At 56.1% G+C, this 12,798-nt stretch carries 9 protein-coding genes; 4 read left to right on the top strand and 5 right to left on the bottom strand.

What is annotated here, in order from left to right; translation table 11 throughout:
• Window positions 1-95: 95 nt before the first annotated feature.
• Entirely contained in the window at window positions 96-671 is a 576-nt protein-coding gene (locus WCO56_25590) for a SprT family zinc-dependent metalloprotease (protein MEI7732971.1), read from the bottom strand.
• Window positions 672-724: 53 nt separating this feature from the next.
• Between WCO56_25590 and WCO56_25585 the strand changes: the two genes are divergently transcribed.
• From WCO56_25585 to WCO56_25575, 3 genes are all read left to right on the top strand, one after another.
• Window positions 725-1,522 (top strand): ABC transporter ATP-binding protein, encoded by a 798-nt coding sequence (locus WCO56_25585; GenBank protein MEI7732970.1) that lies wholly within the window; start codon window positions 725-727, stop codon window positions 1,520-1,522.
• Window positions 1,523-1,729: 207 nt separating this feature from the next.
• Window positions 1,730-3,319, top strand: a complete 1,590-nt coding sequence (locus tag WCO56_25580) for a lactate racemase domain-containing protein (protein MEI7732969.1) — start codon at window positions 1,730-1,732, stop codon at window positions 3,317-3,319.
• A gap of 10 nt (window positions 3,320-3,329) precedes the next feature.
• On the top strand, window positions 3,330-4,214 hold the full coding sequence (locus WCO56_25575) for a diacylglycerol kinase family protein (GenBank protein ID MEI7732968.1): 885 nt from the start codon (window positions 3,330-3,332) through the stop codon (window positions 4,212-4,214).
• A gap of 7 nt (window positions 4,215-4,221) precedes the next feature.
• Here WCO56_25575 and WCO56_25570 read toward each other — a convergent pair whose 3' ends face one another.
• From WCO56_25570 to WCO56_25560, 3 genes are all read right to left on the bottom strand, one after another.
• Window positions 4,222-4,758: a ribonuclease H-like domain-containing protein gene (locus WCO56_25570; protein MEI7732967.1), complete on the bottom strand. Its 537-nt coding sequence runs from the start codon at window positions 4,756-4,758 to the stop codon at window positions 4,222-4,224.
• Window positions 4,759-4,833: 75 nt separating this feature from the next.
• The gene (locus WCO56_25565; protein MEI7732966.1) at window positions 4,834-6,126 is read right to left on the bottom strand and encodes a hypothetical protein; all 1,293 of its coding nucleotides are present in this window, start codon (window positions 6,124-6,126) and stop codon (window positions 4,834-4,836) included.
• A gap of 293 nt (window positions 6,127-6,419) precedes the next feature.
• On the bottom strand, window positions 6,420-7,802 hold the full coding sequence (locus WCO56_25560; protein MEI7732965.1) for a mechanosensitive ion channel family protein: 1,383 nt from the start codon (window positions 7,800-7,802) through the stop codon (window positions 6,420-6,422).
• A 216-nt stretch (window positions 7,803-8,018) separates the two neighbouring features.
• Here WCO56_25560 and WCO56_25555 point away from each other — a divergent pair, with 216 nt between their 5' ends.
• Window positions 8,019-11,048, top strand: a complete 3,030-nt coding sequence (locus tag WCO56_25555; GenBank protein MEI7732964.1) for a DNA methyltransferase — start codon at window positions 8,019-8,021, stop codon at window positions 11,046-11,048.
• Between the two features lie 67 nt (window positions 11,049-11,115).
• On the opposite strand, the gene WCO56_25550 is transcribed toward WCO56_25555, so the two are convergent.
• Window positions 11,116-12,369 carry a YhjD/YihY/BrkB family envelope integrity protein gene (locus WCO56_25550; protein MEI7732963.1) on the bottom strand — a complete coding sequence of 418 codons (1,254 nt, stop codon included), beginning with the start codon at window positions 12,367-12,369 and terminating at the stop codon, window positions 11,116-11,118.
• Between the last annotated feature and the right edge of the window lie 429 nt (window positions 12,370-12,798).

The following is a 12,798-nucleotide window of genomic DNA, read 5'->3' as shown; positions in this document are numbered from 1 at the left end:
CGCCTGGTGTTCAAATTGGTATCAAGCTAAATCTGGCAGATGCGGTGTTCTGAACCTTGGAAGAATGCACATGGCACGTTCAAGTTCCATTTCGGCTAATAAAGCCGTTTGATCAGGAGCAGACCACTGCGCCCGGCGTTGAAGCACGCCCGGCAACGTAACCGTATGTTCTTGGACCGGCGTAAATGGGTGAGGTTGCACTGCGGGCAGTGATACTCGTACCGCCGCCGAATGGAGGCCAGGCGTTGATCGAGGCCAAAGACCTGCTCGCGCCGGGCCGTGACTTTCGGCTCATAACCGGCGGCCTGCATCAGGCTGCGCCATTCCACCCCATGCGGCTTGATCCGGGCGCCAAACTTTTGAAACGCGGCCAAATGCGCGGCTTCATGGCATAAGGTTTCCACCAACAACCGGCGGTTTGGTTCCAGCAACAAAACGTCGCTGAGCGTGATCCGGCATCGTACTGGACGGCATCGGCCCAAGGCACAGTTCAAGCGGACACTGAATAAGATCAGGACTTGCGGCGGCAACTCCGGCACCTGCCAGAGTTGGCACCACTGAACCAGATGCGCCCGCAACTCCTCCCGGATTTCCCGGGAGAAAATCGGCGGACTCACCATTGGCATGGCGGCCAGACTGGTGACAGGCGCGGCTTGAGTGATACAAGTCATCGCCCCAACGAATAAACCTTGGACCACCAACTTTCAACGTCCAATGTGCGGCGATGGAAAATCATTCGCCTTTTCTCCGGCTGACCGTACACTGGCTCTGCATGGCGCGTGTGGTACTTGAAAATCTTGGCAAGTCATTCCCCGGTCCCGATGGCCGTCCGGTGAATGCGGTGCGCCGTTTTAACCTGGGAATTGTCTCCGGCGAATTGCTCACGCTGGTGGGCCCGTCCGGCTGCGGCAAGACGACGCTGCTGCGCCTGATCGCCGGCCTGGATACCCCCGCGGAGGGGCGCATTTTGTTCGATGGCGTGGTAATGAATGACGTGCCGCCCGAAGCGCGCGATGTCGCCATGGTGTTCCAAAACGCCGCGTTGTTTCCCCATCTGACGGCGGGTGAAAACCTCGAACTGGGCTTGCGATTGCGCGCGGTACCTGTGGCGGAGCGCCGCCGGCGGGTGCGGGAAATGGCGGAACTCCTGGGCATCCTGCCGCTGCTGGCGCGGTTGCCGGAAACGCTCTCCGGCGGGGAAAAACAGCGGGTGGCCTTGGGGCGCGCGCTGGTGCGGCGACCGGTATTGGTGCTGCTGGATGAACCGTTATCCCATCTGGACCCGCGCGGGCGTGATCAATTACGCGTCGAAATCGTGCGACTGCAAACGCTCTTGGGCGCCACCATGATCCATGTCACGCATGATCAAACCGAGGCGGTAAGCATGGGCCATCGCCTGGCCGTGATGAACCACGGTGAATTGCAGCAGGTGGACACCCCGTCCGTCATCCGCGCACACCCCATAAATGAATTCGTTGCCGGATTCCTGAGCGGGAACAATAGTGCTGCAAACCGGTGTTAGTGTTTCCCTGCGGGTCTCATTAACGAGGCGGCAGTCCCACTTCATACTGCGGTCGATGCGCTGGCTGGCGCCGGCAGTGCATATTTTTGCCGGTTTAAGCGAGGGTGCGCAGGCGTTGTTTTCTGTCTGGATGTCATAATTGCCCGCTTGCGGGACGGGCGGTTTGTTGCGATAATGCGGGTGTGATCCATGATGGATCAGTAAAACATGCAATCCATAGACGCAGAAGGCCTGGTGCGGCTTTACGAAGACCGCGATCCGCCGTTGTTCCTGATGAATGGCGAGCGGTTTGTGTTTGCCCGGGTGCCGGCTGGCACGCGCGTGCTGTATCCCCGCGCACCCCTGCCCGGCTATAACGACTTGCGAGCCGAGGCCGCGCGGGCCATTGATCAGCCCCTCGGTATGGATCCGCTCCGGGCACACCTCAAGCCCGGCATGAAGGTGACCATCGCCTTCGACGATATTTCGCTGTCGCTGCCCAAGATGCGTTCCCCCGACTGTCGGCAGGTGGTCATTGACTTGCTGCTCGAGCGGCTCGCCCAGGCCGGCGTGGACGATGTTCATTTGGTGGTGGCCGTCTGCTTACACCGGCACATGCATGACTGGGAACTCAAGGAAATGCTGGGTCGGAAAATCTTCAATCGCCACTGGTCCGACGGCACGCTGTACAACTACGATGCGGAGGACAAGGATAACAACGTAGTACTCGGGAAAACCGAGCACGGCGAGGTGGTGGAAATCCAGAAGCGCGCGGCCACCTCGGATCTGGTGATTTACGTAAACCTGAATCTCGTGGCGCTGAATGGCGGGCATAAATCGGTCGGCGTGGGGCTGGCCACCTATCGGTGTATCCGCCCCAACCATAATTGCGAGGTGCAATTCCATTCGCGCAGTTTCAACGATCCCCCACGCAGCCGAATGCATCAATGCATTGACCGCATTGGCCGCTATGTGGAAAAACACGTGAAGGTGTTTCACATCGAGATGACGGTGAACACGAATACCTTCCCGGGATACTTGGGTTACATGCAGACCCAGGAAACCACTTGGTCCGGATTTGACAAGCTTTCCGCGCGCGTGACGCAGCAGACGCTGGAGCTGACGCCCCTGGCGTTGAACCGGAAGATTTTCTTCGGTAACAAAGCGCCGTATGGCGTGACCAGCATCCAGGCGGGTGAGGCCGAGGCCGTCCATGCGCGGACCCTCCAGAGCCTGTATAAACAACAGTTGGTTGAGGTGCAGGGTCAATCAGACATCGTCGTGGCGCCGATTCCCTATGTGATGCCTTATAGCGTACATGCGGTGATGAACCCGATTCTGGTCTATTCGATGGGCTTGGGTTACATGTTCAATTTTTACAAGGGCCAGCCCCTGCTCAAACAGGGCGGGACGATGATTTTTCTGCATGCGCTCGAGCACAAGTTCGATATGGTCCATCATCCCAGCTACGCCGAACTCTGGGAAAATCTGGAACTGACCCGCGACCCGCAGGAAGTGGATCGGCGTTGGGCCGACCAGCTCGCGAACGATCCGCATTACATCGAGTTGTACCGCCATCACAACGCCTATCATGGCTTCCATCCGGTCTCCATGTGGAATTGGGGCGCGCACGGCATGAGCCACTGTGGTCAGGTGATTATTGTCAACCCGGTCAGCGCCGAGGCGGCCAAACGCTTGGGCTGGCAAACCGCCGCGAGTGTCGAGGAAGCCATTGCCATGGGACGCGCCAAACACGGTGGGTCGGCCAGCGTCAGTGTCATCCACAGCCCGCCCATCGCGATGTGGGAAGTAAAATAGAGTCTGGAACATGCCTGATTTTCTGCTCATCGCCAATCCAGCCTCTGGCACTCAGGCAGCGCCGCAGGTTGCGCTGGAAGTTAAACAGATCTTGGAAGCCGCCGGCAAATCGGTGGACCTGCATTTGACAACCGGGCGGGGCGATGCTCTGGCGCAAGCGCGCGAGGCGGCGCAACGCGGAATAAAAGTGGTGGTGGGGTGCGGCGGGGATGGGACGTTACAAGAGGTGGCCACTGCCTTGGAAAACACGGCGACCACCCTGGGCCTTATTCCCCGTGGGCGCTGCAATGATTTTGCGCGGGTGATGGGGCTGTACCGCACGGATTCTCCGGCCCGGGTGGCGGCGGTGCTGCTGGCCGGGCGCCGGCGGGCGGTGGATCTTGGCGCGGTGGGGCACCAACGGTTTCTCACGGTGGCCACGCTGGGCTTTGATTCCGAGGCGAGCCGCTTTGTGGAAACCCGGCGGCTCTGGATCAAGGGCACGCCGGCCTATCTCTACGCCGTGCTGGTGGTGTTGAGCCGCTTTCGCGCACCGCTGGTGCGGTTGCGGGGTGATTTCGGCGTCTTTGAGGGGCGCATTTTGCTCGCAGCCACCGGCAACGCTCCTTGTTATGGCGGGGCGATGCGGATCGCGCCGGGCGCGGCACCCGATGACGGCTTATTCCAAATTTGCGTCGTGGAAGACGTCTCCCGGTTCACCGTGTTATGCATGTTGCCCAAGGTGTTGCGCGGCACCCATGGCACTCATCCCAAAGTGCGGATGCTGGTTTCCCGATCCGTGGAAATTGAAACGCCGGAAGGGCCACAATGGATTTGCGCGGATGGGGAATCGTTGTGCCAGACGCCATGCCGCTTTGAGGTGCGTCCGCGCGTGCTGCAAGTGATTGTGCCTTAAGCGGCCTTTACCATTTCACCGGGGCCGAACGTTTCACGTTATTGCGGTCCACCACGTAGAGCTGGCCGTGGTAGCGTCCGTATTCGTGAATCATCCGGGTGAGTTTCACATCGTAGCAGCAGTACTCGGCGATTTCCAGCAGCTTGCCTTCCCGATACCAACGAATGGCCTGCAATCCGTCGCTGGTTTTCTCCACCCCCAGCGTCGCGTTGGCCACCGCGTCGAGGGACGGCCGGAATTTAAATTGCACTGCGAGGTCTGCCATCAGGTCCAGCGAGGGCAAAGTTGAAGGATCGAACAAGACGTTGTGACCAATGAGCACCTCGTAATCAAAACCGAGGATGTTATAACCCACCACCAGGTCCGCGCGCCGCAACTCCTCGATGAGGTCGTTGACATGGTGTTCGTCGAAGATATGGTATTCACCTGTGGCGGAACTATAGGTCACCCCGATGCTGACGCGCAGGGCACGCATATTATTCCGGCCCCCCACGTCATCGAAGGAGTTCTTCGTTTCCAAATCGAAATAAACGATGTTCTTCATCCGCAATGCGGTTATACCGCAAAGGCCCGGGAGGGCAATGGTTTTTACACGGAAAACAAATGACCGCCTTGAACCTTACCAAAGCTTGTTGCGGTAAACCGCAACTTTCAATGGCACGTCCGAGGGGTACGTCGCCAGCATGTCAGCCAGCTTCATCAGGGTCCACGGCTGCATGTGGGTATTGCCGTTCTTGGTGAAAACGATATTATCCGCCAAATACACGGCCGAATGAATGGCCGAGCCCTCGCTGTTCAGGAGGAACACCACATCCCCGTAATGATCCGCTTTCGCCACCTGGTAAAAATCACTTTTCAAGTGCTGCAAAACATAGGGGGGGCTGCCAAAACGGTCATCCGGAGTCTCGTTGAAAAAATTCATGGAAGTCCAGTGGCAATCCATCGTCGGGTCGTTGGGCGTCTGCGGCGGCATGGGATACGTATAGACCCGGCGGCGGGCGAATCCCGGCAGCAAATGGACAATGTCCAGAGTGCTACCGTCTTTCAATCGGGTCAGGGAATCCAGCAGTGGATGGATATCTTTGCGATGCGGCCCCCGGCCCCAGTAACCCAGCAGACGTTCCACGTCGGTATCCGGGCGAATGCGCAGTTTCACCAGCACGGTGGCCTGACGCGAGAGGGTTTTGGTCAGCCGTAGTCGTGCTTCATCGGATGGCAGTTGCCGCATGACAAACTCAAAATCACTGAAACAGACAGCGTTCCCGCGTGGATACAATAGCTTCTTGATCAGGTCCACACTGGCGCTTTCCAGCCCGCTGGTTTCAAACCAGGAGTCAAAGGTGTTCCCACGAAAACAAAAGGGAAACTGCATGAAATGGTTCTCCCCCACTTGCGCGAGTTCGTGGTACAGCTTGGAGCGTGCGGGTTGCGCGATTGACAAGAGAAAGTCGGCATCCGGCCAGACTACGAAGGTGCCATTATTGGTGGTGCAATGATCGCACGAAACCGCATGTTCGGCCTGACTGGCGGTCAGCCCGCTCGCCAGTAGCAGATCGTGGACTTTGTCCCGGTCCAGTTTGCCGAAATCCCATTTTGGCATCTGGTTGGTACTGGTATCCATCGAAATATACTCGTCCGGGCGCTCCACTTCGATGTCATAGACGATCAATTCACCCCACGGCGGCAGTTCGCGAGGCGCTATCGCAGCGGATTTATTCTCTTTGGCTGTCTGCTGCGTCAGGCTGGAATTGCTTGCGTGCGTATCTGCGGTTGAACGCAGGCTCCAAACACTGTATGCCAGTAACCCGCAGGCCGCCACCGCCACCCCGCAAAAAATCAAAAGCCCAGTCATCGTCAGGTGAATGTGTATCACCCCACGTGTCTCGCCTGCCTTTGGCCTGGATTTATTCATGAACCCAAAGCACGATATTATAGCATTTTTTGTTCCAAAATTCAAACGTCAACCTGGATGTAACAGGACGCAGAGTAAATGCTGCGTTTTCAGCCAGATTTGATAATCGCGAACGAAAATACCTGCTAACGCTTTGTTACTAACAGGTTATAAACGTGTTTTAGTCGGATTTATTTGAACGGATACGCTGGCATTTTCTATATATGCCGGTCCTAACTATATATCTATATTAATAAGTCCCCACTGCATCATCCAGTAAGTGGACAATTGTCCATATCGCCTTGGTCTCACCTTCATACGGATTTCTCGATCGAACCGGGGCCAGTACTGCGTTTCAAATGCAAGGTCTGCGTCGGGAAGGCAAACTCAATGCCGGCGGTGTCGAACCGATCCTTGATCGTCAGGTAAATCGCCTGCATATCGGCCAGGTGGGCCCGCCAATCGGTGCCCTTATACCAGTGGATCACTTGGATGTTGAGGGCGGAATCGGCAAACTTGTTGAAGGAAATCACCAAGTCCTCGGTTTTCGGATGCTGGCGGAAGATTTCTTCGAGGATGGCGAGCGCCACGCGTATTTTTGCGCTGGAGGTGTCATAGGTCAGGCCCAGATCCAATACCGTGCGGATGTGCGGGCGGCGCGAGACGTTGGTGACGGTGGCGTTGGCGATGGTTTTATTGGGGATGGTGACCAAATGGCCGTCCAAGTTACGCACGCGCGAGCTGCGCAAACCAATGCGTTCCACACTGCCATCCAACGTGTCCAACTGGATGCGGTCGCCGACCCGGAACGGTTTGTCGGCAAAGATCGCCACGGCGCCGAACAGATTAGCCAGGGTATCCTGGGCGGCAAGGCCCAGCGCCAGGCCACCGATCGAGAGCGAAGCGAGGATGCCGGTGATGTTGAAATCGAGGTTTTGCGCCGTGACGAGGAAGGCCACCAGCACGATAAAAATTTTCAACGTTTTGCTGAGAACGGGAAACAATTGGGCTTCATAAACGCGATCGTCCTCTGCGGCCCGGGTGCGCAAATGATGCATCAATAAATCCACGCCGCGCACGGCCATATAAGTGATGGACCAAGCCACAACGAGCTTCAAGCCGCGCGAGAGATATTTGTCCACCCACACCGGCCAATCGAAGATGTTCAAGCCGATATGCAACAGGATGACGAACGTGATCACCTTCACCGGGCCATGCAGCAATTCCACCAGCATGTCATCCAATTTGGTCTCGGTTTTTTCGGTCAACCGCTTCATCACCACTTGGAACAACCAGTCCACGATTCGGGATGCCAGCCAAGCCAGGGCGATATAAATGCCAAACGCAAAGTATTTCCAACCGGGCGTGCCCAAGACCGGTACCTGCAAATACTCCACCCGATCCAAGCCAAAGGTCATGGCCTGATGCTGGGCGGGATCAAACATGTTCTTCAGTGTGACAGAAGCTTTGCTCATGGCGGTGGGCGCGTTGGTGGTGGCCACGGCATTGGTGACCGTTTGGGCATCCGCCCACACGGCCCACACCAGGATGACCACCAGCACGGCCACATACGCGTTGAACGCGCTTTGAAACTTCATTTTCATCACCGGAAAATAGACGCTCAGCCGGGGCGTTGTGCAAGCTTGAATTCGCTGGCCTGCCGCCAACTCAGGGATGGAGCAAGTGTCCTGATTCATTGCGGATTATACGGGTGGGGAGATTCTTCGCATATCCCCCTCGACTTTTCTTCTTAGTCCCAACGGCCTAAAGTCGTCATGTGATGACAAACTGACACTTGACTTGTCTCGGGATCAAATTAGCATTGCGCTCATGAAAGCGAGCTACCAACAATGTGCCTAACTGCAATGCGTCCAGCGAAAGCGTGAACCGTGGCCGAAAACCAATTTCCATCAATGCCGACCGAGGTCACCTTTGAATCGTTTGAAAGGGAATTGAACCGGCTTGTCGAATCATTCGGTAAACGCCTCGCAGAACTCAAACAACCAGGTTATGCCGAGGCCCAATTACGCGATGATTTCCTCAATCCCATGTTTCGCGCGCTCGGCTGGGACATGGAAAATCGCGCTGGCCTCATCCAGAAGGAACGCGAAGTTGAGATTGAAAGTGCCACGCAAATCGGCGGCGGGCGAAAACGCGCCGATTACCTGTTCCGCACCGACAAACGCGACCGGTTTGTTTGCGAAGCCAAAAAACCCGCCGAAGACCTCCACGCCCGCTACGCCTTCCAAGCCAAACGCTACGCATGGAACAAAGGCGTGTGGGTGGCCGTGCTTACCGATTTTGAAGAATTAAAAGTCTATCTTGTCGGCGGCAAGCCGCGCATTGACGAACCGCAGGTCGGCGAATGGAAAAGCTGGCACTTCCGCCAATACCCGCTCATCGCCCGTGAAATTTGGGATTTGCTCGCCCGCGACAAAATTGCCGCCGATGGTATTGACCAGTTGTTGGAGGCGTTGCCTAAAAAAGCCATCGGGACCGGTAAAGCACGTCAGCAATGGTTGATCAAACCCGATCGCAGTCGCGCGTTGGATAGTGATTTTCTGGAATTTCTCGACGCCACCCGGCGTGATCTGGCCGCCGACATTTACAAACATAACAATCACGCCGAATTGCTCGAAGGCAACAAGCTTACCGAATCCGTTCAGCGCATCATTGACCGCATTCTCTTTCTCCGCATCTGCGAAGATCGCGATATTGATACCGGTCAGCGCCTGGAGTCCATTGTCGAGAAGTGGCGCAAAAATACCGGCGACGAGGACACCGGACGCCACGCTTACCAACAACCCTTTGAATTGCATGACGCACCACCTGCCGACTACGGCACCTGTGGTATTCGCGCGCCAAAAGATTCACTCTGGCACCAGGTGGTCCGCCATTTCCGCGCGCTCGATCGCCGCCCGCCAACGCACGTCCCATTTTTTAACGGAAATCTGTTCAAACCGGATTACACCGAAGCCATCGTCATCAGTGATGAGTGGCTGGCCGGATTCATTGGCGATTTGAGCGATGATGAATCGCCTTATCTGTTCAACGTCATTGACGTGGAGATTCTCGGCAGCGTCTATGAACGGTTTCTCGGCAAGGTCGTCCGCCCGCAAGGACGCGGCATCACCATTGAGGATAAACCCGAAGTCCGCAAAGCGGGTGGTGTTTATTACACGCCGCGTTACATTGTAAATTATATCGTGGAGCAAACCGCTGGGAAATTATTGAATGGCATCGCCTCCGAAAAAGCAACGGAAGGACTAAAGGCGTTTGCCACGCGCACCGAAAAACTTCGCCTGCTGGACCCGGCGTGTGGCTCCGGCTCATTTCTCATCCGCGCGTTTGAGCGTGTCTGTGAACACTGGCAAAAACGTTTGACTGCGGCGCTGCCGCCCAGGATCGAAAAAGAGGCCCGCACTGTCTGGGAAAAGAAACACCGGGCGCTTTGTTGGGTGGATGTCGAAACCGGCGATGTCCACTTGACCGTGGAACTCAAAAGGAAAATTCTCACCCAGAATATCTACGGCGTGGATTTGGACGCTGCCGCTGTGGAAGTCACCCAGCTTTCGCTCTATCTCAAGATGTTGGAGAATGAGAACCGCACCACCCTCCACCGTCAGCGCGAACTGCTGGCTGCCGAGACGGACATCGCCCTGCTGCCGCCCTTGCAGGACAACATCAAGTGCGGCAACTCGCTGATCGCCTCTGATTTCTCGATGCTACCCGCAGACCTCGTTCGCGTTCATGCCTTTGACTGGCCGGTGCAATTCGCTCCCATCATGAAAGCCGGTGGCTTTGACGCCGTCATCGGCAACCCACCTTACGGAGCTGAATTAAATGATGAGGAACGTCAATACCTCCAAAAAAGTTTCGGAATTAGTTTAACGGACACCGCGGCACTGTTCATCCTGCTCAAACAGCGGCTTTTAAAACCGCATGGCTTGGGTGGCTATATTGTACCAAAGCCGTTGCTCTATAATTCCAACTGGCGGGAAATCCGCGAAAAAATCATTGTGGAATTATCCATCGCGTGTGATTGCGGGAAAGTTTGGCCGGAAGTTAAGTTGGAGCAGGTTATTTGCGTGCTCGAAAAGGCATCCAAAACATCAGCCTACACTTCGGCATCCCGTGTGGGTCAAGCGATCAGACATTTCGGAAAGCTGGATAAAAACTTGTGTGCCGAGTTTCAATTTATCTTGAGCAATGTCACGCCTACCGAAGTGAAGCTCGCGCAAAAACTAAAATTGTCAGCGCGCTATCTTGGTCACATCCTCAAAAACCAACGGGGTGCCATGCTCCAAAGCTCGGTTTCCGCAGGGACAGGTTTTTACACGGTGCTGGGAGGGAAACAGATTGGCCGCTTTTGCCTTGCGGAGACGCCGAAAGGACGCCTGGCAAAAGCAGCCGTTACGGACGCGAAGGCGTTGGTAAAATCAAATAGCGTGCTCGTGCAAAATATCGTCGCGCACATCGAGAATCCGGTGGATCACATTCGCATTATCGCTACGGTTTTGCCAAACGAGCTGCAAGGCAACTCGGTGATTTTGGATACTATCAACCAACTTTCTGTGGCCGCGCCATTTTCAGCCTTGTTTGTTGCGGCGCTTTTGAATTCAAAGTTAATCAATTGGTTCACCTACCGGTTCATTTTCGCACGCGCCATCAGGACCATGCACTTTGATGCTCCGGTGACCGACCGCATTCCGCTTTGTAACTTGGATTTCTCCTCCCCCGCCGACAAAGACTGTCATGACACAGTGGTGGAACAAGTGGATAGGCTGTTGCTGTTGGTGCCAAAATTGCGTTCGGCTGTCTCGGAATCAGAAACGGCCACTTTACAAAACGCCATTGCTGCCGCTGAACAGCGAATGGATGCGCTGGTCTATCAGCTTTACGGTTTAACGCCTGATGAAATCAATATTGTCGAAGGAAGCTAAGGGGGACAGGTGAAGGCCAGCAAGGTCCAAAAAACAACCGGGCACACGGAGGCGCGGTCCTTTACGGCTATTTCAAGTCGGCCAGTTTTTGCAGGGTGATGGAGCGGGCGATGTCTGCTTCCGCCTGGCGCACCCGGTCCAGTTCGCCGGAAACCAACTGGCGCATGGGTTCATCACGGGTGTTCATCGACACGCCATTAACGGTGCGCAGCACCTGTAAAATGTCACCACAATGAATCTGGTCCAAGGGACGGGCGGGAATAAAGCTGATTTCGTTTCCCGCCACCTCCACCACCAGGCGCGCTTGGGTCAACTGGCCCAGCAGGATGGACGCCAACCGTGAGGGAACCCCCAATGCCGTGCTGATTTCCGAGGCGGTGGGGGCGGGTTCGCCTCGCGCGAAGCGTTGTGCCACAAAGGCCATGATGCGCAGCGCCACAAACTCGCGGCCTTGCTGGTTAACCCCTTCGGCCTGTTTTTCTTGCAGGTAGGTGCTGCGATTTTGATAGGCATAAGCCACCTGCGCGCCAAACAAGAGGAAGAGCCAGGAAAAATAGATGCCTAGTAAAAATAGCGGCACCAAACTCAGGCTGCCGTAGATTTTGCTATAAGTGACCACGTTCGAGGCATACATCGTGTTCAGCAGGCTGTTCACCTGCCATAGAAATCCTGCCACTAACCCGCCGGCCAGCGCTGCGGAAAAGGTCACCCGGGTATTCGGCATGAAGGCGTAAAACAGCGCGAATCCGGTGGTGAGCAGGAAAAACGGCATCATGGAAAAAAACACCGCGCTCAAGGCCGGGTGATGGGTGACCAGGCCCAGGGTCTTGGTGAAATGCGGGCCCGTCGTGATGCCAATCGCCAGCGCCAGGATGAGCGGCCCCAAGGCGATAACAGTGAAGTATTGCGTAATGCTGGCAATCCACCCGCGTCCGCGGGTGACTCCCCAGATGTCGTTGAAGGTGGCTTCGATGGTGCGCAACATCTGGATGGCGACGAAAATCAAGGCCACCATGCTGGTGCCGCCGAGCGCGCCACCGCTGATGTTGTTGATGAAGCCGGTGATCTTGGCGACCACTTCGTGGCGTCCCGCCGCCGCTTCGACGCCATCCCCTTTCACTTGTAAATCCAGGGCCGGCGCGATATAGGCCACGATTTGGTCAATCATTGGGCCAATGGTTTTCTCGCCGTCTTTTTGGAGAAACGCCACGGCAATACTCGCACCGACGGCCAGCATGGGGATCAGCGCCAGCAGTGTGGTGTACGCCAGCGCGGAGGCTCGGATGAGGCAGCGGTTGCGGACAAAGCTTTTGCCCACCACCAACCAGAAATGGAGGAGTTTTTGGAATTCCGATTGGCACGATTCGTCCTGCCATTCCGGGTCTTTTTCTTCAACGAACCCCAGGGTCTTCGCCTTGAGTCGTTGCCACCTGGAAAGTTGCTGCTCAGCAATAACGATATTTAACCTACCACGGGCAGTGGCGGCTGGAAAGGTTAAACCACCACCGGATCAGTTTGTAACGCGATCAGGCGGCGGCTCCTCACTGATAAAATAACACTGCCCGGCCTCAGCGGCGGCTTGGTTCAAGCTGGAAGCGGCGGTTCGGGGGTTCCCATGGCTGCGGAATTACCCGCAAGAAAGTGAATCCAGTAAGCCGATTCCCTCAGCCGGATAATGAAAATCCTCTCCCCGAGGGAGAGGACTGGACTTTGGCAAAAGTCGGTCAGCGAACCCTTGAGAGTAAATCCC

This window comes from Verrucomicrobiota bacterium, from assembly GCA_037139415.1.
In the GTDB taxonomy this organism is placed as follows: domain Bacteria; phylum Verrucomicrobiota; class Verrucomicrobiia; order Limisphaerales; family Fontisphaeraceae; genus JBAXGN01.
The sequence above is the reverse complement of the archived record's forward strand: the minus strand, read 5'-3'. Positions and strand labels throughout refer to the sequence as shown.

Excerpts from the sequence above, each read along its gene's own strand:
- WCO56_25590 (MEI7732971.1), bottom strand. The coding sequence starts at position 671 with ATGACTTGTATCACTCAAGCCGCGCCTGTCACCAGTCTGGCCGCCATG.
- WCO56_25585 (MEI7732970.1), top strand. The coding sequence starts at position 725 with ATGGAAAATCATTCGCCTTTTCTCCGGCTGACCGTACACTGGCTCTGC.
- WCO56_25580 (MEI7732969.1), top strand. The coding sequence starts at position 1,730 with ATGCAATCCATAGACGCAGAAGGCCTGGTGCGGCTTTACGAAGACCGC.
- WCO56_25575 (MEI7732968.1), top strand. The coding sequence starts at position 3,330 with ATGCCTGATTTTCTGCTCATCGCCAATCCAGCCTCTGGCACTCAGGCA.
- WCO56_25570 (MEI7732967.1), bottom strand. The coding sequence starts at position 4,758 with ATGAAGAACATCGTTTATTTCGATTTGGAAACGAAGAACTCCTTCGAT.
- WCO56_25565 (MEI7732966.1), bottom strand. The coding sequence starts at position 6,126 with ATGAATAAATCCAGGCCAAAGGCAGGCGAGACACGTGGGGTGATACAC.
- WCO56_25560 (MEI7732965.1), bottom strand. The coding sequence starts at position 7,802 with ATGAATCAGGACACTTGCTCCATCCCTGAGTTGGCGGCAGGCCAGCGA.
- WCO56_25555 (MEI7732964.1), top strand. The coding sequence starts at position 8,019 with ATGCCGACCGAGGTCACCTTTGAATCGTTTGAAAGGGAATTGAACCGG.